The organism is Sporosarcina sp. CAU 1771 (assembly GCF_054482775.1).
This window is the reverse complement of record NZ_JBTLRN010000027.1, coordinates 1-26,406: the sequence shown is the minus strand read 5'-3', so window position 1 is coordinate 26,406 and position 26,406 is coordinate 1. Positions and strand designations below refer to the sequence as shown.

Genomic DNA, 26,406 nt, shown 5'->3' with positions numbered 1-26,406 from the left:
ATGAAAAGAACCTTTCAATGGAATAATTTGTTTCTAGGAATCATTATCGTTGCACTTGCGGTCCTTCCGTTCATTACAGATTCAAGAACGTGGACGATATTGCTCACCCAAATATTTATTTTTTCAATACTTGCAATGAGCTATGATATATTATTAGGTTACACAGGAATCGTTTCATTCGGACACGCGATGTTTTTTGGGATTGGTGCTTATACGACAGCTGTTATGTTAAAACAAATCGCCCCTTCCATGGGGATATTCATTTTATCAATAGGTGCTGGAATGGTACTTGCCGGCATTGTCAGTTTCTTTATTGGATTATTAACGTTACGTTTGAAAACGCACTTCTTCGCTATGTTTACCTTAGCCATTTCCGGTTTGTTTTTAGTGTTAGCCGAAAAATGGCGTACAGTAACTTATGGAAATGATGGTTTTACGTTTAAAGCCCCTGAATTCTTTAAGGATCGAATTATGTTTTATTGTGTTACGTTACTCTGTTTAGTTCTTGTCTACTTTTTCTTACGTCGATTTGTCAACTCACCTTTTGGAAGAGTACTCGTTGCTGTAAGGGAAAACGAACAACGGACGCTGTCTCTTGGATTCAATACACTTCATTATAAAGTAATCGCTTCAGTAGTTGCAGGTGTAGTTGCAAGTTTAGCAGGTTCCTTGTATGCGGTTTCACTTCGTTTTGTTAACACGAGTGTCATGTCTCTCGATATCACCTTGGATGCGCTCCTAATGACTATAATTGGTGGTGTTGGAACGCTAATTGGTCCCATTCTTGGGGCAGGTGTAATTGAATTGACCCAACACTATTTATCAGGACTGGCAAAAGAGTATCCTATTTTTGAAAGATGGATTATCTTCTTTGGAATTACATTCATTTTAGTCGTCATCTTTTTCCCAAAAGGTGTCGTTGGAACAATTCGGGAGAAACTATGGAAAAGAAAAACGAAGAATACCAAAGTTTCTGTAGATGAGTCTACAAAGGAGGTTTCGTAATGGCGATTGGCATTGTCAGTACAGGCGTATATATTCCTGAAACCAAGATAAACGCTGAAGAAATTGCGAAATTATCCGGTATCCCTATTGAAGTTGTTACTAAGAAGATGGGGATCACTGAAAAACCAATTCCAGGGGAGGACGATCACACGGTTGCTATGGGGATATGGGCGGCCAGAGAAGCGTTACGAAAAGGAAATATTGATCCGAAACATATAGATTTAATCATTTATATAGGAGAAGAACATAAGGAGTATCCTCTTTGGACTGCGGCTATTAAGATTCAGGAGGAAATTGGAGCCTACCATGCTTGGGGATTTGATGTAGCGCAACGTTGTGGGACGACGATCATGGCTATGAAAGTAGCCAAAAGCATGATGGAGTCAGATGCCTCATTGAGTACTGTGTTACTTGCTGGTGGGTATAGAAACGGAGATTTAATTGATTATACGAACGAACGGACGCGCTTTATGTTTAATTTAGGTGCTGGTGGAGCAGCTATGATCCTCAAACGAGATCATCACGAAAACATTATATTAGAATCTGACATAATGACGGATGGTTCTTTTTCAGAAGATGTTGTTGTACCTGTCGGTGGAACAAAGAATCCACTGACTCCAGAGGACTTACAAAACGGATTGTATCGATTGGATGTACTAGATCCAGTTGGAATGAAAGCTAGACTAGAGCAAAAATCGATGCAAAACTTTTTAAAAGTAGTTCGTACTTCATTAGAAAAAAGTGGATATTCGCAACAAGACATTGATTACTTAGCGATTTTGCATATGAAAAAATCTGCTCATGACTTCGTTTTAAATGAACTCGGTGTTTCCCATGAGAAGTCTATTTATCTTCATAACTACGGTCATATTGGTCAAATGGATCAAATCCTTTCGCTCGAGCTAGCGCAAAAGGAAGGGAAATTACATGACGGAGACATCGCGGTTCTTGTTAGTGCTGGAATAGGGTATGCATGGGGAGCCATTACGGTACAATGGGGGAAATCTAAAGGGGGAGATCAGGTATGACACTTCAACAAGTGGCTTTAACTAATGGAGAAACAATCGCTTATCGTAAGAAGGACGGTGGAATTGAAACAATACTTCTTGTCCATGGAAATATGACTTCGTCTAAACACTGGGATGTTTTAATGGATGCAATCGATTCCAAATATACGGTGTATGCGTTAGATTTACGTGGTTTTGGTGGGTCTTCCTATCATACACGTATTACACAAATTAAGGATTTTTCAGATGATCTCAAAGGCTTTGTTGATGCACTAGATTTAAAGGATTTCAATTTGATAGGGTGGTCTACAGGCGGAGCGGTCTGTTTGCAATTTGAAGTAGACTATCCGGGACTTTGTCAGAAACTTGTGCTTCTTGCATCCGCTTCTACACGCGGGTATCCATTTTTCGGTTCGAACGTTGATGGCACCTTAGATTTAGACAGGCGACTGCAAACGATAGAAGAAGTAGAACAAGATCCAGCTAGGACAATCGCAGTACAAGGAATGTATGACACTGAAAATCGTGAAGGACTGCAAGCAGTTTGGAATGCGCTCATCTATACACATAACCAACCTGAAGAAGAGAAATACAAAGAATACCTGAATGACATGCTAACCCAACGGAATTTAGCGGATGTGTATCAGGCTTTAAACACTTTCAACATAAGTTCAGTAAGCAATGGATTAAAAGATGGAACCAATCAGGCCAAAAACATTACGATTCCAGTACTTATTTTAAGAGGCGATAGAGATTATGTTATTACAGAAGAGATGACGCATGAAATCGTTGCAGATTTAGGAGATAGCGCGGTTTATGTCCCTTTAGTCAATGCAGGACATTCACCACTAATTGATGATTTAGGAGCCCTAAAAGAACATATAGAAGTATTTTTGAATGAGGAGTGAAGGATAGTGAGATTAGAAGATAAAGTAGCCATCATAACAGGTGGGGCAAATGGGATTGGGCTTGCGGCATGTGAACGTTTCGCAGCAGAAGGTGCCCGTGTCATTATGGCAGATTTCGACAAAGAAGCTGGGGCAACACAAGAGGGAAATTTCAAGTCTAAAAATCAAGATGTTACATTCATACAAGTTGATGTTGCAGACAGAGAAAGTGTAGCAAATTTAGTCGAGCAAACGCTGAAACTTCATGGACAAATCGATGTATTGATCAACAATGCTGGAATTACTCGCGATGCAACCCTTCTCAAAATGGCACCTGAAGACTTTCAACGTGTACTTGATGTGAATTTAACTGGTGTTTTTAACTGTACGCAAGCAGTTGTGCCTTATATGGTTGAAAAAGGGCAAGGGAAAATTATTAATACATCTTCAGTGGTAGGTGTTCACGGAAACTTTGGTCAAACAAATTACGCAGCTACAAAAGCGGCAGTCATAGGGATGACCAAAACCTGGGCAAAAGAATTCGGACGCAAAGAAATTAATGTCAATGCAGTAGCGCCGGGTTTCATTTCTACCGCCATGGTTAGTAAAATGCCTGAAAAAGTAATCGATCAAATGAAATCTGTCGTATCGTTACAAAGACTTGGCAATCCCGAAGATATCGCAAACGCTTATTTATTTCTAGCAAGCGATGAATCCAATTACGTTCACGGCCATGTCTTGCATATCGACGGCGGAATTATGATGTAAGGGGGTGTAGTACATGTTCAACGAAACTGGATGGATACTGAAAAGAGCTACACTTTCTCTCAATAAGATTGCACTTGTCGATGTTCATACAAAGATTTCGTGGACATATACCACTCTGAAAAATAGAGTTTTGCAATGGGTTGCCTATTTTTCTACCGAAGGTTATTCCAAAGGTGAACGGATAGCAATTATAGCACCAAATTCCCCCGAGTTATTTGCAGTTCTATTTGCATGCGAACTTAAAGAATTGATTTATGTGCCGATTAACTGGCGATTAAGCGCTTTTGAAATTTCTACTTTATTGCAAGACTGCAAACCCTCGGAACTACTCTATAACGTTAACTACAAGGATCTTGTTTTGGATTTAGGCGTCAACAAGGCAACCTCCTTGGAATCTGTCGGGACTTTAAATTTCGATGTATTAGACGTTGGTAACAAAAAAGTGAATACAGGAAAGCCATGGATGATGATTTATACAGGCGGGACTACGGGTAAGCCTAAAGGTGTTGTACTGTCTACTGACGCAGTAAATTCGAATGCCCTTAACACCATTGCTACATGGGGGATAACAGAAACCGACACAACAATTAATTATATGCCACTTTTTCATACAGGCGGCATTAATGCACTCGCTATCCCTGTTCTTATGGCGGGTGGGAAGGTTGTCATCGGCAATCAATTTGATGCTGAAGAGGCGATGCGGGCAACGGATGAGTACAACGCGACGATTTCGCTGTTTGTCCCTACAATGTATCAGTCGATGATTAAACATCCCTATTTTCACGAAAGTAAATTTTTATCAATGAAGGCGTTCTTATCAGGAGGAGCTCCATGTCCAACAACTATATATAAAGAGTTCTATAAAAAGGGACATCCTTTTAAAGAAGGGTATGGCTTAACAGAAGCTGGACCTAATAATTTTTTTATACGACCGGAAGAGTCATATAAAAAAATGGGGTCTGTTGGTAAAGCTATGCTACTAAACTCCGTAAAGGTAGTAGATACAAATGGAGATTTATGTGAAGTGAATAAGATTGGAGAACTGTACATAACAGGTCCACATGTGTTTAGTTATTACTGGGATAATGAGAAGGTAACGGCGGAAGCGTTAGAAAATGGATGGCTACGTACGGGTGATTTAGCAAAATATGATGAAGACGGCGATTATTTTATTGTAGGTAGAAAAAAAGAGATTATTATTACCGGTGGAGAAAACGTGTATCCACAAGAGGTTGAGCAGTGTTTAAGTAACTTTGAATCGATTAATGAAGTTGCGGTCATTGCAAAAAAAGATGAACGGTGGGGAGAGATTGTCATTGCATTTATTACGAAAGTAGAGGGTGCTTCATTCAATTGCTCTGAGGCGTTTGTACATTGTGAAAAGTTTCTTGGTAAATATAAAATACCGAAAGAAATAATTGTGATACCAGAAATGCCAAAAACTCATGTTGGTAAAATAGATAAAAAAGCGCTTCAATCCTATTTATGAATTCAATAAAAGCTTATAAAAGACAAAAGCGTGCAAAGTAGCACGCTTTTTCTAGGTTTCAGCTATTTTGTTCATAAGAATAAATAAGTTCACCAAGTTTTAAATCTACATTTACATGAAGGTCATGTTCAAGGAAATACCATTGATCTCGACTTTCTATGTAGTAAATTGCCCCATTTTGCTCTGTAGTAATTACTGCCTCGTCCGGTGATTCCTTTGTAACCCCTAGGGAAAACGATTCGTGAAGTGGACTAGATCCACCGTATCTCGCGAAAAACCGAATTTCATCACCTGGCACAACATCCATTTCATTTTCGAACCAGTCTTGCGCATCTTTTGAAATGATAATTTTCATGTAGACCACCTGCCTTTGAGTGAGTATGAATAAAGTATACTACAACCACTTTACTTTAGGCTCAGTCCCGGCTTTTATTCTTGAGATGTTTGCTCGATGCCTATAAAAAATAAAAGCAGCAAAGCTTCCAACAGCAATCATTAAGAAATAATCCCCAGTAACTGTGAAATAGTAAACTGAATAAATAAATCCTACAATTGAAACAAGCATGGAGGATAATGAAACCATTTTCGTTAATTTCAAGAAAATGAAAAACGCGATTAGAACGAAGACGAAGAAAGGCCAGTTATAGCCAAGTATAACTCCACCTGATGTCGCTACAGCTTTCCCGCCTTTGAATCGAGCAAAGATCGGATACATGTGGCCAACGACCGCAAACAGCCCTATAAGGAGTGGGTTGATGCCAATCGTGTCAAACAAAGGCAACATTGGCAAGAGGGTTGCTGCTGTCCCTTTTAGAATATCTAGGGAAGTAACAAGTAACCCAGCTTTTTTACCTAAAACTCGAAAAGTATTCGTTCCTCCTAAGTTGCCGCTGCCATGTTCACGTATATCAATTTTATAGAAAACTTTCCCCACCCATAAGGCGAATGGAATCGAGCCGAGTACATATGCAATTAATAATATTAGTATGAGTTCCATTTTATACCCCTTTATTACGAGCCATATTATGCTTTTAGTCTATCAGAACGAAGTGCGCTCGACAATGCATCTTTTGTTGAAAATAGGAATGGATTTCTTCAATCTCAATACCCATTATTTTCTCTCTTCATTGCAATATTTGATTTGGTTCTATACAATTAATTCAGCAGACTTCGTTAAACGTTGATTTGACAACCTTTAAAGGAAGCAGTACGATTATATAATAAAGAACATTCGTTTGATGGGGGCGGCATTTTGTCAAAAAAACAAGTAATGAACACATACGATGACAATTCAATACAAGTTCTTGAAGGATTAGATGCAGTTCGAAAACGGCCTGGTATGTATATAGGATCTACAGATACTCGAGGTTTGCATCACCTCGTTTATGAAATTGTAGATAACGCTGTAGATGAAGCTTTGGCAGGACATGGCTCAGAAATAGATGTAACTCTTCATTCTGACGGAAGTGTTTCGATACGTGACTACGGTCGCGGTATGCCAACAGGGATTCATCAGACAGGGAAGCCTACAGTTGAAGTTATATTAACGATACTTCATGCTGGTGGAAAGTTCGGCCAGGGGGGCTACAAAACGAGTGGTGGACTACATGGGGTTGGTGCTGCAGTTGTAAACGCCCTATCGGAGTTGTTGGTCGTAACTATTTTCCGAGATGGAAAGAAGTTTCGTCAACGATTTGAAAATGGCGGCAAGCCAGCCACAACTCTTGAACAAATCGGTACAACACGTGAAAAAGGAACGTTGATCCATTTTAAACCGGATCCAACGATTTTTTCGACGTTAAAATATCAATATGAGACGATCAGTGAACGTCTACGCGAGTCCGCCTTTCTTTTAAAAGGCCTAAAAATTAACCTAATTGAAGAAAGCTCAGAGAAAGAAGAGACTTTCTTTTATGAAACAGGAATCGAAGCATTTGTATCCTATTTAAATGAAGAAAAGGACGTACTTCACGAAGTTGCATTTCTAGAAGGAGAATCTGACGGGATTGAAGTAGAGTATGCATTCCAATTTAGTGACGGATACTCTGAAACGATTCTTTCATTCGTCAATAACGTTCGGACAAAAGACGGCGGTACACACGAAACCGGTGCAAGATCTGCTATGACACGTGTTTTTAATGAATACGCCAGAAAAACTGGCTTGCTTAAAGAAAAAGATAAAAACCTAGATGGATCAGATATTCGTGAAGGAATTTCTGCAATCATATCTGTCCGAATTCCTGAGGAGATACTTCAATTTGAAGGTCAAACCAAAGGGAAACTAGGAACAAGCGAAGCAAGGACCGTAACGGATTCAGTCGTCTCTCAAAAACTATTATACTTTCTAGAGGAAAATGCGGAGTTAAGTGCTTCGCTTGTCCGAAAGGCAATCCGCGCACAGCAAGCAAGAGAAGCTGCGCGAAAAGCACGTGAAGATGCAAGATCTGGGAAGAAAAGAAAAAAATCGGACACACTTCTTTCAGGAAAATTAACACCTGCTCAGTCACGAAATGCAGCAAAAAATGAATTGTATTTGGTCGAGGGTGATTCTGCTGGAGGATCCGCAAAACAAGGTCGGGACCGAGTATTCCAAGCGATATTACCATTACGTGGTAAAGTTCTGAATACTGAAAAGGCCAAGTTGGAAGATATATTGAAAAACGAAGAAATCAATACGATAATTCATGCAATAGGCGGCGGTGTTGGTTCAGAATTCTCAGTCGAAGACATTGCTTACGATAAAATCATTATTATGACCGATGCGGATACTGATGGAGCTCATATCCAAGTCCTACTTCTGACATTTTTCTACCGATATATGAAACCGCTAATGGATGCAGGAAAAGTATTTATTGCGCTCCCACCACTCTTTAAAGTTTCTAGAGGAGTCGGAAAGAAGGAAAAGTTTGCTTATGCTTGGACTGAAACCGATTTAGAAGGAGCAATTGAAGAAGTAGGAGCAAATTACCTAATCCAGCGATATAAAGGTCTAGGGGAAATGAATGCCGATCAATTATGGGATACTACAATGAATCCCGAAACCCGTACCCTTATTCGAGTTACTATTGATGATGGAGCAAGGTCTGAACGTCGAATTACTACACTTATGGGTGATAAAGTAGAACCAAGACGTCGTTGGATCGAAGAGAATGTTGATTTTGGACAATCCGAAGATCACAACATATTAGACAATGAATTTATACATGTTGAGGGGGATTTTGAGTGACAGGAACTGAACGTATTCAAGACCTTTCCTTAGAAGAAGTAGTAGGCGATCGATTTGGAAGGTATAGTAAATATATTATTCAGGATCGGGCATTACCTGATGCTAGAGATGGCTTAAAACCGGTTCAAAGACGTATTCTATATGCAATGTTTCATGAAGGGAACACACATGAAAAAGCGTTTCGAAAGTCTGCAAAGACGGTCGGTAACGTAATTGGTAACTACCATCCTCATGGTGACTCTTCAGTTTATGAAGCTATGGTAAGGATGAGTCAAGACTGGAAACTTCGTCATATGATGATTGAAATGCATGGAAACAATGGTTCCGTAGATGGTGATTCTGCAGCAGCAATGCGTTACACAGAAGCACGATTGTCGGCAATCGCTGGAGAAATGCTTCGTGATATTCGAAAAGAAACGGTTGATTTCATACCAAACTTTGATGAGACAGAACCAGAGCCAACTGTATTGCCTTCAAGATTTCCAAATCTATTGGTCAATGGTTCAACAGGAATATCTGCTGGATATGCAACAGATATTCCACCACACGCATTACATGAAGTTCTAGATGCTGTATTAATGCGTATGGATAAGCCAAATGTATCTGTAGACGAATTAATGACGGTTATAAAAGGGCCTGACTTTCCTACAGGAGCAACAATCCAAGGGACAGATGGCATTAAACAAGCCTATGAAACGGGTAAAGGTAGATGTATTATTCGTGCAAAAAGCTTTATTGAGCCGCTAAAAGGTGGAAAATCACAAATCGTAATTACTGAAATACCTTATGATGTCAACAAGGCGAATATGGTAAAGCGTATGGACGAGCTACGACTCGACCGAAAACTAGACGGTATCGCAGAAGTTCGTGATGAATCAGATCGAACAGGTCTAAGAGTAGTTATTGAACTTAAAAAAGATACAGATGCGAATGGTATCTTGCAATATATGCTGAAAAATACGGACTTACAAGTTACCTACAACTTTAATATGATTGCAATTTCTGGACGCAGACCGATGTTAATGTCGCTTCCAATGCTTCTCGATGCTTATATCGGCCATCAAAAAGATGTCGTTACGCGCAGAACACGTTTTGATATTGGTAAAGCGAAAGATCGCTTGCATATTGTTGAAGGTCTTATGAAGGCCTTGTCTGTCTTAGACGAAGTCATTAAAACAATCCGTGCATCTAAAGATAAGAGAGATGCAAAGAATAATATAATCAAAGGCTTCGATTTTTCAGAAATCCAAGCTGAAGCGATTGTATCCTTGCAACTTTATAGATTGACCAATACAGATATTACTGAATTACAGAAAGAAGATGAGGAACTTCGTAAATCTATCGAATTACTCGACGCAATATTGAAAAGTGATAAAAAACTTTCTAATGTCATTAAAAAAGAACTTCTGGCTATCCGAAAGCAATTTGCAGAGCCACGTAGATCAGACATTGAAAGTAAAATCGAAGAAATTAAAGTTGATTTGGATATTTTAGTTCCAAGTGAGGAAGTAGTTGTTTCTGTAACTAAAGATGGCTATATTAAACGCACGAGCGTTCGCTCATACAGTGCATCGAACGGAACTGGACATGATATGAAAGAATCAGACTTTATGTTGTACGAGTCACCAATGAACACACAGCATCATCTCCTGCTGTTTACTTCATTAGGTAATTATATGTATCAACCAGTTCATGAACTGCCTGACATTCGATGGAGAGACCTTGGTCAACATATTTCAAGTATCATTCCATTAGAGCAAAACGAATCTATTATAGCGGTGATTGGTCTTGAGAATTTTGATGAGGAAGCTCAAATCGTAACCGTTTCTGCAAATGGTTTAATTAAACAATCAAAGCTTGCGGATTATCCAGTAAAACGCTTTACAAGAACGTTTCGGGGTATGGGTATCAAAGCAGGAGATGAGATGATTGACGCAAAGTTAATTCGAGGCGATGAAAATATTATTCTCTTTACTCATCAAGCATATGCACTTTGTTTCCCGATGTCTGAAATTGCAGTTACAGGAATTCGGACAGCAGGTGTCAGAGGCATCAACTTGAAAAAAGATGACCAACTCGTAGCTATGGAAGTTGTTGGTGATGAGGCAAGTACATCCATCGTACTAGCTACTCAACGTGGCTCAGTTAAACGAATGGGCTTAAAAGAATTTGAGCCAGCCTCAAGAGCTCAACGTGGTGTTGTTGTGTTGAAAGAGTTAAAGTCCAACCCACACCGTGTGATAGGCGCTAAAATCGTTACAAATGATGAAATAATCGTACTTGCGTCAGAAAAAGATCATAAGATACCAGTGTTAGCAGGATCATTAAGGCCTGTGGATCGCTATTCAAACGGAAGTTTTATAGCAGATGAGAAAACAGATGGCAATATAACTCACATATATAAGGATCCAAAAGCTATCATCGAAAATTAAATATAAAATATTGATTGTCACGAGAGTTCTGCCTCGTGACTTTTTTTCTCTACTCATTTATACTAATTCGATAAGCGAAATAATAGAACGGGGATAGATGTATGTGGAAAAACAGAAACATATGGATCATTTTATCAGGTGAAATGATTGCAGGATTGGGATTATGGACCGGAGTTATTGGAAATCTTGAATTTATGCAAGAAAAAATTCCATCAGACTTTGTGAAAGCTTTAATATTGTCTCTCGGATTGCTAGCAGGATTACTAGTAGGACCACTCGCGGGTAAAGTGATTGATCGCTCCCGGAAGAAAACCGTGCTTATCATATCTGGCTTAGGAAGGTTACTGAGTACAGTTTTCATGCTTATCGCAATAGCCACGGGTTCAATATGGTGGATGGTTGCATATTTGATTAGTATTCAGCTCGCGGCCACATTTTATTTCCCAGCATTGCAATCGACGATCCCATTAATTGTTAAAGATAAAGAATTATTAACGATGAATGGTTTGCATATGAACGTTGCAACAATTTCTCGTGTTTTAGGTACGGCACTTGCAGGAATAATGCTTGTGTATTGGTCTTTAACCTCACTTTATGTAGCTTCAATGATCGCATATGCGGCATTGTTTTTCTTTACAATGATGCTGAAAATCGATGAAGAGAAGGGGAGCGAGGCCCGAGTAAGGAACTTGTCAAACAGTGGGGGCTTTATGGAAGTATTTCCAGTACTCAAAGCCTACCCAGCAGTTGGTATGACTCTTGTTATGACGTTAATTCCACTTCTTTTTATTGGATCATTTAATCTGATTGTAATAAATTTAAGTGAAATACAAGATTCTGCCTCTATTAAAGGACTCGTCTACACATTTGAGGGAATTGCCTTCATGCTAGGAGCTTTTGTTGTTAAATATATAGGGAAGAAGTGGAAAACAACGACCATTTTATTCTTCTTTGCAACAATGGTAGCTGTAGCTGAATTTATGCTCTTTTTTGCTGAAAGTACAGTTATAACACTGACTGCGTTTTCGGTATTAGGTTTTGCATTAGGTTGTTTTTTCCCAACAGCAATGGTGATTTTTCAAAAGCAAATGCCAAAAGAGTTTCATGGAAGATTTTTCTCGTTTCGAAACATGTTAGAACGTTTAGTATTCCAAGTTGTATTACTATCCGCTGGAGCTTTGCTAGATATCATTGGACTGCAACTGGTAGTTATTGTATTCGGTGTAATTAGCCTAAGTTTGACAGCATTATTTTTTGTCCAAATGAAAAAGCGAAATATTAACCTGGATGAGCCACAAGCTGAAGCTATTTAAGTAATCTAGTAATAACAAAAAACGATTCATTCATAGAGAATGGATCGTTTTTTTGATTGTACGGAAAGTATTGGTTTAGATTAAGTAAGATAATGGATATCGGCGGTTCAGCACTGTATATCGGCGTTCAGTCGGATGATATCGTCATATTCGTTGGATTTATCGACGATCAACGAGCAGATATCGACGCCTAGAACAAACTTATCGGCGAATCATTACTTTAGACTCAGCAATTTGCTAACCAAATCAGCAAATACACACAACAATTTATCCATATAGATTTATTGGTTTTATTCGTTTTATCTCACTATCTCTAGTATACTTATGAATGATATGCAGCTTCCGATAATTTATATTATGTTCGGGGCGTTCTATGGGGTGGAGTAATTACTTGTTCTACTCCACCCTGTGTTTATAACTACTATTTTTGCTTCTATCAATGTCAATATAATTTACACTGTACTCAATTACATCGTTTAAAAAATAGTTGTTTTGTTTTGCAAATTTCTTAATATCTTCAAGCAACTCTTTATCATATGTTGTTTTGAATTGTATTCTATCTTTAGGTCTTAAGTTTTTATCGAATAATATTGTATCTTTTTCTAAAACGGCTTTTAAACCTGTTTCTATTAAGTAATTAACATGCGTATTATTTTCATTAGCTATAACCTTTAATTTTTCTAAAACTTCTTCACTAATGTTTGTTCTAAACTTAACTCTAGATTGATCAGTTGTTTGTACGAGTTTTCCATTTACCATTTTCCACATAGTAATAATTCTCCCTTTCTATTGGTCCAGTCGTTGAGACATTCTTATTTTTTTATCAATAACATAATTATCAGATGAAATATTATGATATATTATCTTTGCGAGTTTTGGTAAATCATTTTTTCCTTTTACCCAGGTACGATAAATTGTGCGACCTGTTTGACTAGTTGTTTTAGTTATTTCGGATCTTAATTCCCAAGATTTAAATAATGCTAATAGTTCAGTAGCGAAAATTTTACTACCAGTTGTAATGTTCATTACATATCCTGTTTTCTGTACCCAGCCGTCCCCGTCAATTACACCACGAACAAATGAAGATAAAAATTCATCTGGCACATTCGGAAATTTTATTGTCATTGATTTGTTCGGTCCAATACCTAGTTTCTCAAGATCACTTTTTATTATCTTCGAATTAATAATTAATGTAGGTGTATTTCTCGTTGATCCAGTAGGAGCTAGAATGTAATCTGCTTCCATATATTTTGAAATTAACTTAAGTATTCTCTCATCTTTTTGTGAAAAGTAGATTGTGTGAAGTTTGTTATTAACATGGCCATCTGTAATAAATAGTCCTAACACCCAGGCCATTTCATGAGACCATATTTTAAAGTAATCTTCATTTACTTTGTTCTTTCTTGGTTGTCCTGAATATTGTTTACGGTTCATAGGCACGCCGTGTTTGTACATGATATCTCTAATGCCTCGGTCAGAAATCCCAACGATTGGAGCCATTTCTTTAAAAGGCATACCACTCTTGTACATTTTAATGATTACATCATCTGTCATTCCGGGATTTCTTGCCATTCTTCGCCCTCCCCTACTTGATGTTTATCGTATTAATATAAGTCTCACTTAATTATACGAACAAATGTTCAAGTTGTCAAAAAGGGCATATTTAGAATGAAGATAAGACTTTAAAGTTATTTTGAAACCAAAGAAACCTTATAAAATGGCTATTCGCCTATGTTAGTATACGTAACAATGTTTTTTGGAAATTAGACTCTGTATGACTTAACTTCCATAACTCTTCCAGATTTTGCAGCACTGCTAAACGTATATACATCACAGAAATCGATTTTCGAACCATTTGTTAATGAAATCAATCCATTTACTGAAGCAAATTTTCCGTGAGTTATTACTTGGTAAATTTCGATAACGTCAATAAGATCATTATCAGTAGATTGCCAAGCAGAACTTAATGAAGAACGACCTTCTATTTTTGTATTGTCTTTTATATTCCACCATACGATTGTTTCATCCGCATACTCTGTTATGACGTCGTTTTGTTTCATTAATACAGCAACGGTAAAGTCTAAAACTATTTGTTTCCTAGGTGCATTGTTACAGCCTTTAGGAATGATAAGCTTCATTTGATTACCCCTTTTATACATATAATCCTCTTTAGCTAGAGCGCCGCCTATTCAATAAGAATTGCTCCTTTTGATATTCTGATTGTATAAGTATACCAAAAAGGGATTCCTAATATGGAATCCCTTTGGTACTTTCAATATTTACTTATCGTTACACATTATCTATCTAAGGTTTTAAATGTTGTCCAACCAAACTTAATATCTGGATTAACAGATGTCATCACTTCTTCGAACCGCCGTCTATTATTCCCTTTAATGAGATTTGCGGGAAATGAGAAAAGGCGATTACCTGTTTTGTCGTGCACATCGACAACTAACTTGGAACTCGATTTGTTATCACTATCATAGGTTACGTCTACTCTTGATGCAAAATGAGCTACATCCATCACCATTGCTTTGTCACTGCCGAAAACTCGTTGAAAAAACAGTGTGTCTTTTTCTACTATCAGTTTTGTTCGAAGACCGGCAATTAAAAGTATGATTGGTATTAAGAAAAAAAGCGCTGCCCATAATGGAAAATCTGGAATAGTCATAAATAAGTATACAAAGACGACAGAAGCAACGACAGAAGCAACAACAGGCGCTATAAGTACCAGTATTAGGTTCTGTTTAAATACCTCTTGAATCATAAGATCACTCCTCTTTTATCGTAGTCTGTTTATTATAAAATTCAAAGGTTAAAATTAGGTAAAGAATACGAATGAACTTCTGTTATACTAAAAGAATCAAAGATTGCTTCTACTATATATATTAGAAAAGGTGATAGAACTTGCCTACAAATTTAAAAAGTATGGAATACTGTCCACTTTGTCTTCAAAATAACAATTGCTGCAACTCAACGGATAAATCACTCGGTATTTGTTGGTGCAGCAAAGAGGTATTCCCAAAGGATATCTTCGAAATAATTCCGGTAGATCATTTACGAAAAACATGCATATGCAAAGAGTGTTTAGAACGTTTTAAACATCCTAATGGAAAGTGAGTTTATGCTTATTATGATTAAACTAATTAATTTTTCGATAGGTTTACCGAAAAAAATGGATTACGCTAATGGAAAAGAAATAGAATCTGCTATTTGTAAGGATACTGTTGAAGAAGCTTTCTTAACAAAGCAGGGGTTTCAAGGTGATGGTGTTGCTGATATACGTTTTCACGGCGGTCCAGATCGTGCAGTATGTGTGTATTCACAAGAACATTATTCGCTTTGGAATAAAGAATTTGAGACTACCCTCCCCCACTCCGCCTTTGGAGAAAATCTTACAGTGACGAATATGAATGAGCATCAGGTCCATATTGGCGACACCTTTCGTTTGGGTGATGCGCTTATTCAAATTACACAAGGTAGAATTCCTTGCAGTACAATTACAAAGCGAACACAAATCCCTCTCCTTCTTGCAAGAATTATAGAGACGGGATATACGGGTTATCTATGTCGCGTATTGGAGGAAGGAACTGTTAGAAGAGATTCCAAGATCACTTTAATCAATCCGCATCCAAGTCGTGTATCAGTTTCCTATGCCAATCAAATATACTTTCACAATCGAACGGATAGTGAAGGGATAAATAAAGTGTTAAGCGTACAAGAATTAGCCAGTGATTGGCGAGATCGATTAGAGAAGCGGTTAAACCAATTAACGAAATAAATTATTAAGTTTCATCCCTTAGGTTGCATTCAAATAAGTAATCAAGTGAAATACCCCATCTAGCGAGTGAAAACTCAAGGATGGGGTATTTCATTGTGAATTATCCCATTCACTAATTTATACATACTCTCGCTATCATATATTTCTTAAATACATTCTATTCATCCTATTAGACATAGTATAGATAAAAAGGAGGTATTCCAATTGCATTATTTACATCTCCAAAAGAATTTGGATACCAATTCCCTGAGTGTTTTCCCACACGTTGATACGAAAAAGTTTCATGTGTCTGTCAGAAGGTTTAAAAAGTTAATGAGTCAAGCTAATTTATTAATAGAAAAAATCGCAGATTCTGACGACTTTGCAGTAAAACTTATGAATGAAGCCCAACTTTCAAACACAGAAAATGTAGAGAAGTTAATAACCTCCACAGGAATTACATCAAAAGTGAAAGCATCTTTCACTCCATCTGGTATTCGAATTGAACTAGACAACTCGGAACGTCTAGGGGAATGTTGCCGAATGTATATTATGCTTCAATGGTAATGACTTCTGCTCTTTTGTGTATCGAATTGAATTACAAGGAGAGAAACGATGTGCAGGTTTATGTAGTACAAAAAGGAGATACATTATCCGCCCTGTCCCACCACTACGGGTTAACAACCAATAAAATTATTGAAGCAAATGCATTAGAATATCCAAATGAGCTAGTTGTCGGTCAGGCACTTGTAATCCCTACAGAGGCTCAAAACACTCTTCCCAAGCCAGTAATTGATGTGAATGCGTATACTATCAATGCAGGTGAAACAGGAGCGAAAGAAGTTCAAGAAGTAGGCGCAGACATGACTTATCTCATGCCATTTGTTTATGGCATAAATGAAAATGGTGAGTTAACAACCTTAGATGATAGTGAACTTTTAAAAGTTGCCGCCGCAGAAAAGGTTATTCCTGTAATGGCCATAACGAATTTCAGTGCGACTACTGCTGGATCCAATCTTGCACATACTGTCTTATCGAGTCGGGAGTTGCAGGAGAAAGTACTTGCAAACATTCTAACTGTCATGAAAGAAAAAGGGTATAAGGGCTTAAATGTTGATTTCGAAAACGTCTTCCCAGCAGATCGTGAAAATTACAATCAGTTTCTAAAGTTGGCTGTGGAAAAGCTACATCCTGAGGGCTATTTTGTTTCATCGGCTCTGGCACCAAAGATTAGTGGCGATCAAAAAGGTCTGTTATATGAGGCGCATGATTACGAAGCACATGGAAGAATCGTAGACTTTGTTGTCTTGATGACCTATGAGTGGGGGTATAGACTGGGCCCTCCTCAAGCAATTTCACCACTCAATGAAATAAAACGAGTTCTTGATTATGCTGTGACAGTAATACCAAGAGATAAAATCCTTTTCGGCTTTCAAATTTATGCACGCGATTGGCTACTTCCCCATAAGGACGGACAGGAAGCAGAAACATTCAGTCAGCAAGAAGCTTTGCGAAGAGCGATAAAGAATAAAGTAGCGATTCAATATGAGTCGGTTGCTGAGTCTCCCTATTTCAGATATTTAGATGAAGAAGGTCGTGAACATGAAGTATGGTTTGAAGATGCGCGTAGCGCACAAGCGAAGTTTAACATCGTAAAAGAGTACAAATTACGAGGAATCAGTTACTGGGTGCTTGGTTATCCATTTCCACAAAACTGGTTGTTGCTCGAAGATAACTTTATCATACGAAAAAAAGTGTAGAAATCCAAAAGTACTCTTTAAATAGTGAAGGTAAAACAAAAGTACATCACTTAAAGACTTTGGTGATGTACTTTTGATAAGAGTTCCGTCCTCATTGATGCACTTGGTGGTCTCTTTCTCGGCAGAACTTGCATACTTGAACGACCTCATTTGAATCCGTTTTTCAGGTATACAATAACTTAACTCCGCCTCTCGTACATAATGGACAGGATCCCCGTCCGCTTGAAGGTAGCTTATTTAATATTTTGCCTCTGTTTCTTTTCGTCACACCCATCCACCCCTTTAAAGAAACTTATTCGTTCTCTTTATTAAATGATGGAATATGGAAAAGTGACGTATTTATTCGTAAAACATTTTTTCCAGGGCTCTTTTTATAAAAATAATAATGAATTTAGGGTTATACATTTTAAAAAGCATAATCTACAGGTAAAGCCTGTAAGAGATTATGCCTCCGTAAGCAACATAATATAGTTATGTCAACTTGAATCGTTAAAAACTTAGTTGCAACTTGCAAACGATGAGTTAATGTTCATAGGAATCAAGTGTCTCTAGACTCACTTTTTTAACTTGTAATAAACAATCTGACCACACTTGCACTTTGCAACCAATCTTTCGGAATCTTGTTTGCAAGGTGCAAGCATTGTCTTTCTTCTGATTATTCATTCTTGGTCAGTCACCTTTTCGTAGCTTTTTCGCCATTAGACTCATAGAAAGTTTTACGATTTCACGTTCAAATTCACTCAAAGAACTAAACTCTTTCTCGAGCGTCAACGAGATGCGGTCGTTCATTGCAACAACAACATCTTTTCCTTTTCGAGTTAACGACAATATGTTTATGCGTCGATCTTCTTCTAATGGGGTTCTAGTTACATACTCTTTCTTTTCTAGCGTTCCAATTTGTCTTGAAAAAGTCGTAATATCCATTCCTACAGTCTCCGCCACTTTTTGCATAGAGGCTTTTGTATGTTTGTCAATCTGATACAAGATCGAACTCTGAACAACTGAAATATCTTCACAACTATTTTTTTGTATATTATAAAGACTTTTTGATAGAGAATGAAAAATCGGAACCATTTTATCCATTGCCTATTCCCCCTGCCAGTTTGCTTTTTATTATACATATAAAAAACGCACCCGGGCTATACGAGTGCGTACACCTTAGACAAGTAGCAATCCAACAAAAACAGCGTTATTCGTTTTTACGACCTTTTGTTTTCATAACTAGACTTAAAGTTTAGGAATATCAGTATCTTCATAATAAAAAACCGAGCTTGATTCATACTTATTGTAACGTCCTTTATACAACTTAAATAAGTGTGTCACAAAAACTTTTAGTAATGCATATCCAGGGATTCCCAAAATTACCCCTGGCACACCGAAAATAGAGCCTGCAGTTAAGAGTACAAATATAATCGTAATCGGGTGGATTTGAAGTGATTTCCCCATTATTTGAGGAGATATAAATTTCCCGTCGATTAATTGAACAACTGTCCATACAATTGCCAACTTAACAATCATCCAAGGTGAAGATACAATCGCAATAATAACAGCAGGTGTAATTGCGATGAGTGGACCTAGGTAAGGAACTACACTTGTAAACATGGCAATAACCCCTAGCAATAGAGCATACTCCATACCGATGATTTTAAAGCCAATCGAAACCATTATACCAATAGATATAGCTACTAAAATCTGGCCAAGTATATAGGAACTAATTTGGTGATCTGCATCTTTTAAAATGTTTTTCGCATCATCTCGCATACGTGGTGGCAATATTTTTAAAAAGTACTGCGGAAGCTTTTCGCCATCTTTTAACAAATAAAACAAGATGAAAGGTACTGTTACAATTGCAAGAATAAATCCGGTTAATGCTGATACAAAAGAAGTAACACCGACAGCGATACCTCCAATTGTATCAGTAAAAATATTTCCTATATTTGCGGGAAGTGTTTCTATTAAGACAGGAATATTTATATTAAGCGCTTCATAATAAGAGGAGAACAATGAAGCGCTTAAGAAGTTATCGATTGTAATCATTAATTCTTTGAAATATGTTGGGAAATCATCAACAAGATTAGTAAACTGTAATTTTAGAAAAGGCAAAACTAGAAATGTAAGCAATGTAATTAACCCTATCGCGCCTAAGAAAATAATCAATATTCCCCAAATTCTTGGAATGCGTAATCTTTCGAGCAATCGTAAAATGGGGCGCAACAAGTAATAGGATATGGTTGCCAGGATAACTGGTAAAACAACAGTAGAAAAAAAGACTTTAAGTGGATAGAATACAAATGATATTTGATCGAAAACTAGAATTATAAGTCCGATTAGCAGGATTGATGCTAAGATGAATAATGTGTTGCGTCCACCAAGAAAACTAATGATATTAGTAGTAAACTTGCCATTTCTTTGTGATTGCTTTTCATTATTTACATCCATCTCTATTCCACCTTCACTAGAGTATTGTTAATTCAGGGGTAAATTTAGAAAGTCAGAAATCGCTTCTTTATTCTTTTCTTTATCAAGCTCGATAACTGAACCCGCGTGAGAATATGTCTTAAATGAATATGTACCTTCGATAGGTACTGTCATCGTCTGTATCTCAGCACCTTTTTTCAGTATAAGTGAGATTGCTCGTGAAATTTCATCTTTAGAAGAAAGGTCAGTGTATACGAATCCAGAGATTGCTCCTGCAAGTTTAGGGGCGGCAACAATCATTCCTGGTCGCATTGCTTCTTCCTTCATAGCCGACAATACCTCTTGTTGACGTGCTACGCGTCCAAAATCTCCTTCACTATCTGCACGAAATCTAGCATAACCAAGTAATTCTTGACCGTTCAGTCTTTTTTTCCCTGGCATTAATGTAACTCCAATATACTCAGACATTTCTTTTTTAACGTCAATTTCAACTCCGTTTGGAAATGCGATATCAACAATCGATTCAAAGTTATTAAAATCAACAACTGCATAATGATGAATCGGAATGCCGAACATACCAGTAATTGTGTCTTTAGCAGTTTGAACGCCATTCAGATAGTATGCAGTATTTAGCTTATACGATTTATAGCCTGGAATTTCGGCATAAATATCCCTCATAAACGAAATGACATGCATTGTCCCATCTCCTTTATCCCAAGACAACACCATCATCGTATCTGTACGAGATTTACCACTGCCATCATCATCGATTCCTAGTAATAAATAGTTTTCAACAGAAGGATATTTAGGGTGGATTGCGTCGCCTTTAAATAAACCAGGATCAATCAGATTCCCTTCTGCAATGGATTTACCTGCATTATATTGAACAAAGGAATAAAATCCAGCCACTATGAAAACGAGTGTCATTAATGTTATTACGACTCTACCTAGGCGTAGTTTTCTTTTCCTTCTTCTTTTTGGTATCGGTTCATCATTAAAGTTTTCCATAAGTAATTCCTCCAAGAAATGATTTCCTTTTTAGGACGCCGTGAAATCGGATTGGTTGCACTCCATAGTCCCAAGTATACCTTTGAAAACTCTTTCCATCTATAGTTTGTGTCTTTCTCCTTCAGATATGTACGAAGTTTATTTTTAATGTTGACGAAATTCAATAATATGATATATACTAAATTGTGTTAACCATTAAATTTTTGTGGTTAACACAATAAAGGGAGGAATTGAAAATGACAGCATCTAGTTACAAATTAAGAATGATGATTATCTCTGCACTTTTCGCCGCAATCATTGGTGTATTAGCTCAAGTTACGGTACCATTACCACTTGTTCCAATTACGGGACAAACACTTGCAATCGGTCTCGCTGCTACGATACTAGGATCGAGATATGGAACTCTTTCTGTTCTAGTATATTTAAGTTTAGGCGCAATCGGACTTCCTGTTTTCGCACAAATGAAAGGCGGATTAGGGATTCTCTTCGGACCAACAGGTGGTTATTTAATTGGATTTATACCTACAGCTTTTGTTATTGGCTATATTTTAGAAAAAACGAAGTTTAATATGAAAAACGCACTTATTGCTAATATAATCGGTACTTTTATTGCATTAATTTTCGGGACAGCTTGGCTTATGTTTAGCGCAAATCTTTCATGGGCAGCGGCTTTTGCTGGTGGTTTTGCACCATTTATAATCGTAGGATTACTTAAAGCCGGAATGGCAGCATGGGCAGGTATTGCCGTAAGAAATCGATTAAAATCAACTAGCATGTTAACAGCATGGGCTACAACTAAGTAAACTTCATAATTATACCACTTTCATAATTCAATGAGAGTGGTATTTTTCTATTAACTAAGAATACACTCCAATTATTCAACCTGACTATTCCCCACTCCCTTCTGAAAGTTCTGCATATGCTATAGATAGATTCTTAAAGAAAGGCGGTGTTTTATATGAGTTACGAACATGGACGTGGTGCAGGTTCTTCGTTCGCTTTGATTGTAGTACTATTCATCCTTTTAATTATCATAGGTGCGAGCTATCTCTATTAATCAGCTGCTTTTAAACTAATCTCCGCCGCTCACCGGCACCTACTAACAAAGCGACTGTCTGGAAGGTCAGATTTTCTGACTATCCAGACAGTTTTTATTGTTTTGGATTTGAGTAGTACATCATTTATTTATGAAGACCCATTCAATATGTTATGATATTTCTATAAAGATGAATGGAAGGAAGCTGGTATTGATGACTGAAAAGAAGATAGAAAAAGTTTCGTTTGCTGGAGGGTGTTTTTGGTGTATGGTCAAGCCTTTTAAACAATGGGAAGGCATCCATGACGTTGTGTCGGGATATATGGGTGGGCATGTGAAAGATCCAACATACGAAGATGTGAAAAAAGGTGACTCAGGTCATCTGGAAGTAGTTGAAATTACATATGATCCAACTATATTTCCTTTTGAAAAACTAGTAGATGTTTATTGGCAACAAATAGACCCTACGGATGCAGATGGTCAATTTCAAGATCGTGGACATTCCTATTCAACTGCTATATTCTACTACACCGATAAGCAACGCGAACTCGCAGTATCGTCTAAAGAAAAGTTAGAGGCAAGTGGACTCTTTTCTAAGCCAATCGTTACCCCTATTCGTCCAGCAGTAACGTTTTACAAAGCTGAAGAATATCATCAAGATTATTATGAAAAAGAAAAAGAGCATTATGAAGAAGACCGTGCCCGTTCTGGAAGAGATGAATTCATTGAAAGTCACTGGTCTTAACGAATAAGTATGTATGAAAAACAGAATGTTGGGTGTAGCTTTTCAAGTAAGGTTAAATTGTTATGCAGAATATGTTCAAATTATGACAGTTACTTTGGGATTTCTTCTTTATATGACAACTGTCACTAGTAGTCTCTTATTCAGTAGTGTAAGTTATCGATAGTAGTACGATTATGCTGATAATAAATTACATTAAGAGGAGAAGTTCTTATGAGTAAGAAAATAGCTTGGATTACTGATACTGCAGCGCAACTAGACGATGCCTTCATCAAGTTGAATAATGTACATATCCTGCCCCTCAGTGTTGTTTTTCCAGATGGATCCTATAAAGAATCAATTGAGTTAACACAAAAAGAGTTTTACGAAAAATTGCAAAAAACTAAAGTCTCACCTAAAACTTCGCAGCCGGCTATTGGAGAGAGGCTGGCTTTATATGACCAGTTGCAATTGGAAGGTTACGACGTCGTAGTTGCCTTGCACGTATCGAGCGGAATTTCAGGCACGTTCGAGAGTGCACAAGCAGCATCTGAAATGACTGAGTTAAAAGTATATACAATCGACTCAAAAATCGGCTCTTTTCCTATGACGAAAATGATCGAACACGGAAATGAATTATTTGCCAAAGGTCAAAATCCAGAAGAAGTTATTGCTTCTATTACAGATATGGCTTCTAAATCGAGATTATCCTTTATACCCGCGAGTCTTAACCAATTGCATAAGAGTGGCCGTGTCTCCGGCACCCAAACATTTATTAGTAATTTGTTGAACATAAAAGTTGTGATTAGTTTTGAAAATGGCAAACCTTTACTGAAACAAAAAGTTCGAACGAATGATCGCGCTAAAAACAATGTGACAAGTTTACTACGCAAAGATATGCTAGTAGGTAAAGTTCCAGAAGTTGCTGTAATTCATTGCAACAATTCGACAGACGCAACCATTTGGCAAAGCGAACTTCTAAAAGAGTTTCCGAATTTAAAGGTACACGTTGAATCACTTAGTGTGTGTGTGGGTGTTCATGCAGGCGAAGGAACAACCGGGTTAAGTTGGGTTACTTATTAATACAAAAAAGCGAGAAGCTATTCATATAGTAACCCGTTCAGTTGAGTGGTACAAAACATCAATTAAACACACTAGTAGAGTCCAAAATCACATATGAATTGGACTCTTTCCTTTTACCTATGCATCAACGTTCGTGAATAAAACACACCTATTTTAGACACCTTACTGACAACCCTGCTAATGTAAGTGTTAATACCATTGTTAATTTGTGTGTTAAAACACAATATTACATTTCTTATCCAAATAAAAAAAGGACCATAAGGTCCTTTTTTACTTTTACTATTCCACAAACGCGCCCGTTAACAGCATATCACTGTAAGATTTGCACGGTTTAAAAATGTTATTTGAATACTTTAATCCAAACATTAAAATCACTATCATTAAATTTAACTATTCGAATATCCCCACTTGAGCTAATTTTATCTGTTGTATAACCTGCTTCAAACCTATCAGTCAAAGAGCTTTGTTCAAGTTTTTCAGCAGAGGGCATACCAATATTCATTGCGTCAGTTACCAACCATTTTCCATCGTCACTTTCGATATTGGCAACATACATATCTTCCGCATTATCTATTTCTCCTTTGTATACAGCAATAACTCTTCCTTCTTCAATTTCAATAACCTGGTAAATTTCTGAAGGTTTCGCATAAGATCCTTTAGAATGGATTTGATCCAAAGCCCCTTCAGGAGTAGTTGATGAAATGTCTTTATCAGTTTGACAACCCACTAATAAGAATATTGACAAAACAAATGTGCTCAATAAACGATACATAAAACGACCTCCCCGTAGCTTACTTTCACAAAATGGCCCGTTTGTTGAATGGTAAATATATATTTAACCTAGGTATTATACCATTATTTCCACATAAATCCTTTTTAATATAGAAAAGCACCGCTATTTGGGATGCTGATCATTGTTTTAAATCAATGTTATTTCGCTTGTTAATTCAACTTTTGTACCAGTGAACTGAACGGGCTAATTCATATAGCCTACTCGCTTTTTTTGTTTCCTTACGTGTAATTCAAATTGCCATTACCCATTTCTATTTAAATTAAGTAGTCGAAGTCTTTTTGTCCCCAATAATAAAGGAAAGTAAAAACATCATCATGTATAATGCCATAAATATGATGAACGTAAAATTATGATTTGCCGTCCAGTCAAAGACAAGGGCGATTAGGAGTGGCAGGAGTCCCCCGATAATGAACCCCCCTGTCTGCATCATTGCCGTCCATGTACTAGCCTCCTCAGCCGTCTCAGTTTCGTCTAATGGTAAGAGCAACGCAACTGGGAACAAACCGCCAAGGGGGATTCCCATGAGGAATGCGCCTACCCACATGAGTGGATGAATACCTGTCCAAAATAGGACGACAGCAAGCATTCCAGCGATTGTCATGAAGAACAACCAAAACTTTCGCGCAGGAAACCGTTCCATTAGTAACGGTAAAGTAATATTCAAGACAATTTGAATAACCGTCATTAGACTAAGAAGTGAACCCGCTTGCAATAAGGTCATTCCTGCTGAAGTTGCAATTGGGGCAAGCCATGTAATTATTGAAAAGAATGCCGATGATTGCAAACCGAAAAATAATAAATAGAGCCAACTCTTCTTTGATTTCCATGGAGACAACGCTTGGCCACGCTTGGCCTTTACAATCTCAGGTGCTTGCTGACGAACTTCTATTTGGCTTTTCATCGCGAAGAACCATGAAATTAATACAACTAGAACAAGTACGGACCATATACTAAGTGCAAACAGATAGGAACCTGTCATTTCAAAAAAAACAACAGTCAGCCCGGCACTCGCAGCGGAACCAACCCCCATTCCGAGCGAATAAACACCAATGACAGTAGCCGCTCGATCGGGAAAATGTTGCTTTATCATCGCTGAAATAAGTGGGCCAATAACTGCGATTGCAATTCCTACTAGGAGTGCAGAAATAATTAATACTGCATAACCTCCAATAAGACCCCGTGAGGCTGTCGCTAGCCCTATGATTGTAAGCATTACGTAAATAACGGTCTTAAGACCAAACTTTCGATTCAACACAGGAGCGAGCGATGCAAAAATCCCCATACAAATTACGGGTAGTGCTGTCAGTAAAGTCACTTGTGTATTTGAAAGTACTAAATCTTCCCGAATAATATCAAGCATCGGACCTATTGAGGTTATTGCCGGTCGGAGGTTTATCGATAATAAGAATATCGTGATGATTATTATAAATGCTTGCTTCTTCTCTTCCCTACTAGTCATAAAAAATATCTCCTTCGACATTTCCGTGTCAATTTATCAACACTTTAAGTTTATACTATCATAGTAAACGGAAAATTTTATAAGAGCTAGTGCAGAGATTGAGTCAAGTTTTTGTGGGAGTTATTTTTAGGGGGCATATTTCTTTGTTCATATAGTTTTTAGTGAATGCGTTTTCATTAGCTGTTTTTCCATTGTTAAAGTGCTGATTTCACAATTTAAAAACCTTGAAGCCCCTTTAGGG

Annotated in this window: 28 protein-coding genes; 17 read left to right on the top strand and 11 right to left on the bottom strand. The window is 37.5% G+C overall.

All coding sequences use genetic code 11. The features are described 5' to 3' along the window. The 5 genes from ACXYMX_RS14540 to ACXYMX_RS14520 are packed head-to-tail and all read left to right on the top strand — an operon-like array spanning window position 1 to window position 5,156. A complete protein-coding gene (locus ACXYMX_RS14540) occupies window positions 1-1,005 on the top strand; it encodes a branched-chain amino acid ABC transporter permease (protein ID WP_459044975.1) in 1,005 nt (334 codons plus the stop codon). Then, window positions 1,005-2,033 carry a 3-oxoacyl-ACP synthase gene (locus ACXYMX_RS14535; RefSeq protein WP_459044974.1) on the top strand — a complete coding sequence of 343 codons (1,029 nt, stop codon included), beginning with the start codon at window positions 1,005-1,007 and terminating at the stop codon, window positions 2,031-2,033. The genes ACXYMX_RS14540 and ACXYMX_RS14535 overlap by 1 nt, the downstream gene beginning before the upstream one ends. Then, entirely contained in the window at window positions 2,030-2,920 is an 891-nt protein-coding gene (gene phaZ / locus ACXYMX_RS14530) for an intracellular short-chain-length polyhydroxyalkanoate depolymerase (protein WP_459044973.1), read from the top strand. Before ACXYMX_RS14535 ends, phaZ begins: the two co-directional genes overlap by 4 nt. Window positions 2,921-2,926: 6 nt before the next feature. Continuing rightward, window positions 2,927-3,667, top strand: coding sequence for a 3-oxoacyl-ACP reductase FabG (fabG, locus tag ACXYMX_RS14525; protein WP_459044972.1), 741 nt, complete (start codon window positions 2,927-2,929; stop codon window positions 3,665-3,667). Window positions 3,668-3,680: 13 nt separating this feature from the next. After that, on the top strand, window positions 3,681-5,156 hold the full coding sequence (locus ACXYMX_RS14520) for an AMP-binding protein (protein WP_459044971.1): 1,476 nt from the start codon (window positions 3,681-3,683) through the stop codon (window positions 5,154-5,156). Window positions 5,157-5,214: 58 nt separating this feature from the next. On the opposite strand, the gene ACXYMX_RS14515 is transcribed toward ACXYMX_RS14520, so the two are convergent. Beyond that, window positions 5,215-5,511, bottom strand: coding sequence for a HesB/YadR/YfhF family protein (locus tag ACXYMX_RS14515; protein WP_459044970.1), 297 nt, complete (start codon window positions 5,509-5,511; stop codon window positions 5,215-5,217). 39 nt (window positions 5,512-5,550) lie between these two features. Continuing rightward, window positions 5,551-6,153, bottom strand: a complete 603-nt coding sequence (plsY, locus tag ACXYMX_RS14510) for a glycerol-3-phosphate 1-O-acyltransferase PlsY (protein WP_459044969.1) — start codon at window positions 6,151-6,153, stop codon at window positions 5,551-5,553. Window positions 6,154-6,426: 273 nt separating this feature from the next. Between plsY and parE the strand changes: the two genes are divergently transcribed. The 4 genes from parE (at window position 6,427) to ACXYMX_RS14490 (ending at window position 12,321) form a co-directional block, all read left to right on the top strand. Then, window positions 6,427-8,382: a DNA topoisomerase IV subunit B gene (parE, locus tag ACXYMX_RS14505; RefSeq protein WP_459044991.1), complete on the top strand. Its 1,956-nt coding sequence runs from the start codon at window positions 6,427-6,429 to the stop codon at window positions 8,380-8,382. After that, window positions 8,379-10,814: a DNA topoisomerase IV subunit A gene (gene parC, locus ACXYMX_RS14500; RefSeq protein WP_459044968.1), complete on the top strand. Its 2,436-nt coding sequence runs from the start codon at window positions 8,379-8,381 to the stop codon at window positions 10,812-10,814. Before parE ends, parC begins: the two co-directional genes overlap by 4 nt. Window positions 10,815-10,915: 101 nt before the next feature. Next, entirely contained in the window at window positions 10,916-12,127 is a 1,212-nt protein-coding gene (locus ACXYMX_RS14495) for an MFS transporter (protein WP_459044967.1), read from the top strand. A gap of 56 nt (window positions 12,128-12,183) precedes the next feature. Continuing rightward, a complete protein-coding gene (locus tag ACXYMX_RS14490) occupies window positions 12,184-12,321 on the top strand; it encodes a hypothetical protein (protein WP_459044966.1) in 138 nt (45 codons plus the stop codon). Window positions 12,322-12,523: 202 nt separating this feature from the next. Here ACXYMX_RS14490 and ACXYMX_RS14485 read toward each other — a convergent pair whose 3' ends face one another. From ACXYMX_RS14485 to ACXYMX_RS14470, 4 genes are all read right to left on the bottom strand, one after another. Beyond that, the gene (locus ACXYMX_RS14485) at window positions 12,524-12,895 is read right to left on the bottom strand and encodes an rRNA methyltransferase (protein ID WP_459044965.1); all 372 of its coding nucleotides are present in this window, start codon (window positions 12,893-12,895) and stop codon (window positions 12,524-12,526) included. 18 nt (window positions 12,896-12,913) lie between these two features. After that, complete coding sequence (locus ACXYMX_RS14480) at window positions 12,914-13,699, bottom strand: LAGLIDADG family homing endonuclease (protein WP_459044964.1); 786 nt, start codon at window positions 13,697-13,699, stop codon at window positions 12,914-12,916. 191 nt (window positions 13,700-13,890) lie between these two features. Then, the gene (locus ACXYMX_RS14475; RefSeq protein WP_459044963.1) at window positions 13,891-14,265 is read right to left on the bottom strand and encodes a hypothetical protein; all 375 of its coding nucleotides are present in this window, start codon (window positions 14,263-14,265) and stop codon (window positions 13,891-13,893) included. Window positions 14,266-14,423: 158 nt separating this feature from the next. Beyond that, window positions 14,424-14,894: a hypothetical protein gene (locus ACXYMX_RS14470; RefSeq protein WP_459044962.1), complete on the bottom strand. Its 471-nt coding sequence runs from the start codon at window positions 14,892-14,894 to the stop codon at window positions 14,424-14,426. Between the two features lie 161 nt (window positions 14,895-15,055). Here ACXYMX_RS14470 and ACXYMX_RS14465 point away from each other — a divergent pair, with 161 nt between their 5' ends. The 4 genes from ACXYMX_RS14465 to ACXYMX_RS14450 all read left to right on the top strand — a co-directional run bounded on the left by ACXYMX_RS14465 (window position 15,056) and on the right by ACXYMX_RS14450 (window position 17,647). Beyond that, window positions 15,056-15,247 carry a cysteine-rich CWC family protein gene (locus tag ACXYMX_RS14465; protein ID WP_459044990.1) on the top strand — a complete coding sequence of 64 codons (192 nt, stop codon included), beginning with the start codon at window positions 15,056-15,058 and terminating at the stop codon, window positions 15,245-15,247. A 10-nt stretch (window positions 15,248-15,257) separates the two neighbouring features. Beyond that, the gene (locus ACXYMX_RS14460) at window positions 15,258-15,908 is read left to right on the top strand and encodes an MOSC domain-containing protein (protein WP_459044989.1); all 651 of its coding nucleotides are present in this window, start codon (window positions 15,258-15,260) and stop codon (window positions 15,906-15,908) included. A gap of 204 nt (window positions 15,909-16,112) precedes the next feature. Then, complete coding sequence (locus ACXYMX_RS14455; RefSeq protein ID WP_459044961.1) at window positions 16,113-16,454, top strand: hypothetical protein; 342 nt, start codon at window positions 16,113-16,115, stop codon at window positions 16,452-16,454. 50 nt (window positions 16,455-16,504) lie between these two features. Further along, entirely contained in the window at window positions 16,505-17,647 is a 1,143-nt protein-coding gene (locus ACXYMX_RS14450; RefSeq protein WP_459044960.1) for a glycosyl hydrolase family 18 protein, read from the top strand. 669 nt (window positions 17,648-18,316) lie between these two features. On the opposite strand, the gene ACXYMX_RS14445 is transcribed toward ACXYMX_RS14450, so the two are convergent. The 3 genes from ACXYMX_RS14445 to ACXYMX_RS14435 all read right to left on the bottom strand — a co-directional run bounded on the left by ACXYMX_RS14445 (window position 18,317) and on the right by ACXYMX_RS14435 (window position 21,073). Further along, entirely contained in the window at window positions 18,317-18,730 is a 414-nt protein-coding gene (locus tag ACXYMX_RS14445; protein WP_459044959.1) for a MarR family winged helix-turn-helix transcriptional regulator, read from the bottom strand. Window positions 18,731-18,874: 144 nt separating this feature from the next. Further along, window positions 18,875-20,086 (bottom strand): AI-2E family transporter, encoded by a 1,212-nt coding sequence (locus tag ACXYMX_RS14440; RefSeq protein ID WP_459044958.1) that lies wholly within the window; start codon window positions 20,084-20,086, stop codon window positions 18,875-18,877. 27 nt (window positions 20,087-20,113) lie between these two features. After that, a complete protein-coding gene (locus ACXYMX_RS14435; RefSeq protein WP_459044957.1) occupies window positions 20,114-21,073 on the bottom strand; it encodes an LCP family protein in 960 nt (319 codons plus the stop codon). 236 nt (window positions 21,074-21,309) lie between these two features. On the opposite strand from ACXYMX_RS14435, the gene ACXYMX_RS14430 reads away from it, so the two are divergent. The 4 genes from ACXYMX_RS14430 to ACXYMX_RS14415 all read left to right on the top strand — a co-directional run bounded on the left by ACXYMX_RS14430 (window position 21,310) and on the right by ACXYMX_RS14415 (window position 23,913). After that, the gene (locus ACXYMX_RS14430; RefSeq protein WP_459044956.1) at window positions 21,310-21,876 is read left to right on the top strand and encodes a biotin transporter BioY; all 567 of its coding nucleotides are present in this window, start codon (window positions 21,310-21,312) and stop codon (window positions 21,874-21,876) included. Between the two features lie 155 nt (window positions 21,877-22,031). Continuing rightward, window positions 22,032-22,130, top strand: a complete 99-nt coding sequence (locus tag ACXYMX_RS14425) for a YjcZ family sporulation protein (RefSeq protein ID WP_459044955.1) — start codon at window positions 22,032-22,034, stop codon at window positions 22,128-22,130. Between the two features lie 193 nt (window positions 22,131-22,323). Beyond that, window positions 22,324-22,854, top strand: a complete 531-nt coding sequence (msrA, locus tag ACXYMX_RS14420) for a peptide-methionine (S)-S-oxide reductase MsrA (RefSeq protein WP_459044954.1) — start codon at window positions 22,324-22,326, stop codon at window positions 22,852-22,854. Between the two features lie 210 nt (window positions 22,855-23,064). Then, on the top strand, window positions 23,065-23,913 hold the full coding sequence (locus ACXYMX_RS14415; protein WP_459044953.1) for a DegV family protein: 849 nt from the start codon (window positions 23,065-23,067) through the stop codon (window positions 23,911-23,913). Window positions 23,914-24,253: 340 nt separating this feature from the next. Here ACXYMX_RS14415 and ACXYMX_RS14410 read toward each other — a convergent pair whose 3' ends face one another. After that, a complete protein-coding gene (locus ACXYMX_RS14410; protein ID WP_459044952.1) occupies window positions 24,254-24,685 on the bottom strand; it encodes a hypothetical protein in 432 nt (143 codons plus the stop codon). A 280-nt stretch (window positions 24,686-24,965) separates the two neighbouring features. Further along, window positions 24,966-26,165, bottom strand: coding sequence for an MFS transporter (locus tag ACXYMX_RS14405; protein WP_459044951.1), 1,200 nt, complete (start codon window positions 26,163-26,165; stop codon window positions 24,966-24,968). Window positions 26,166-26,406 lie beyond the last annotated feature (241 nt).

Excerpts from the sequence above, each read along its gene's own strand:
- ACXYMX_RS14540 (WP_459044975.1), top strand. The coding sequence starts at position 1 with ATGAAAAGAACCTTTCAATGGAATAATTTGTTTCTAGGAATCATTATC.
- ACXYMX_RS14535 (WP_459044974.1), top strand. The coding sequence starts at position 1,005 with ATGGCGATTGGCATTGTCAGTACAGGCGTATATATTCCTGAAACCAAG.
- phaZ (WP_459044973.1), top strand. The coding sequence starts at position 2,030 with ATGACACTTCAACAAGTGGCTTTAACTAATGGAGAAACAATCGCTTAT.
- ACXYMX_RS14520 (WP_459044971.1), top strand. The coding sequence starts at position 3,681 with ATGTTCAACGAAACTGGATGGATACTGAAAAGAGCTACACTTTCTCTC.
- ACXYMX_RS14515 (WP_459044970.1), bottom strand. The coding sequence starts at position 5,511 with ATGAAAATTATCATTTCAAAAGATGCGCAAGACTGGTTCGAAAATGAA.
- plsY (WP_459044969.1), bottom strand. The coding sequence starts at position 6,153 with ATGGAACTCATACTAATATTATTAATTGCATATGTACTCGGCTCGATT.
- parE (WP_459044991.1), top strand. The coding sequence starts at position 6,427 with ATGAACACATACGATGACAATTCAATACAAGTTCTTGAAGGATTAGAT.
- ACXYMX_RS14495 (WP_459044967.1), top strand. The coding sequence starts at position 10,916 with ATGTGGAAAAACAGAAACATATGGATCATTTTATCAGGTGAAATGATT.
- ACXYMX_RS14485 (WP_459044965.1), bottom strand. The coding sequence starts at position 12,895 with ATGTGGAAAATGGTAAATGGAAAACTCGTACAAACAACTGATCAATCT.
- ACXYMX_RS14480 (WP_459044964.1), bottom strand. The coding sequence starts at position 13,699 with ATGGCAAGAAATCCCGGAATGACAGATGATGTAATCATTAAAATGTAC.
- ACXYMX_RS14475 (WP_459044963.1), bottom strand. The coding sequence starts at position 14,265 with ATGAAGCTTATCATTCCTAAAGGCTGTAACAATGCACCTAGGAAACAA.
- ACXYMX_RS14470 (WP_459044962.1), bottom strand. The coding sequence starts at position 14,894 with ATGATTCAAGAGGTATTTAAACAGAACCTAATACTGGTACTTATAGCG.
- ACXYMX_RS14465 (WP_459044990.1), top strand. The coding sequence starts at position 15,056 with ATGGAATACTGTCCACTTTGTCTTCAAAATAACAATTGCTGCAACTCA.
- ACXYMX_RS14445 (WP_459044959.1), bottom strand. The coding sequence starts at position 18,730 with ATGGATAAAATGGTTCCGATTTTTCATTCTCTATCAAAAAGTCTTTAT.
- ACXYMX_RS14440 (WP_459044958.1), bottom strand. The coding sequence starts at position 20,086 with ATGGATGTAAATAATGAAAAGCAATCACAAAGAAATGGCAAGTTTACT.
- ACXYMX_RS14435 (WP_459044957.1), bottom strand. The coding sequence starts at position 21,073 with ATGGAAAACTTTAATGATGAACCGATACCAAAAAGAAGAAGGAAAAGA.
- ACXYMX_RS14430 (WP_459044956.1), top strand. The coding sequence starts at position 21,310 with ATGACAGCATCTAGTTACAAATTAAGAATGATGATTATCTCTGCACTT.
- ACXYMX_RS14425 (WP_459044955.1), top strand. The coding sequence starts at position 22,032 with ATGAGTTACGAACATGGACGTGGTGCAGGTTCTTCGTTCGCTTTGATT.
- msrA (WP_459044954.1), top strand. The coding sequence starts at position 22,324 with ATGACTGAAAAGAAGATAGAAAAAGTTTCGTTTGCTGGAGGGTGTTTT.
- ACXYMX_RS14415 (WP_459044953.1), top strand. The coding sequence starts at position 23,065 with ATGAGTAAGAAAATAGCTTGGATTACTGATACTGCAGCGCAACTAGAC.
- ACXYMX_RS14410 (WP_459044952.1), bottom strand. The coding sequence starts at position 24,685 with ATGTATCGTTTATTGAGCACATTTGTTTTGTCAATATTCTTATTAGTG.
- ACXYMX_RS14405 (WP_459044951.1), bottom strand. The coding sequence starts at position 26,165 with ATGACTAGTAGGGAAGAGAAGAAGCAAGCATTTATAATAATCATCACG.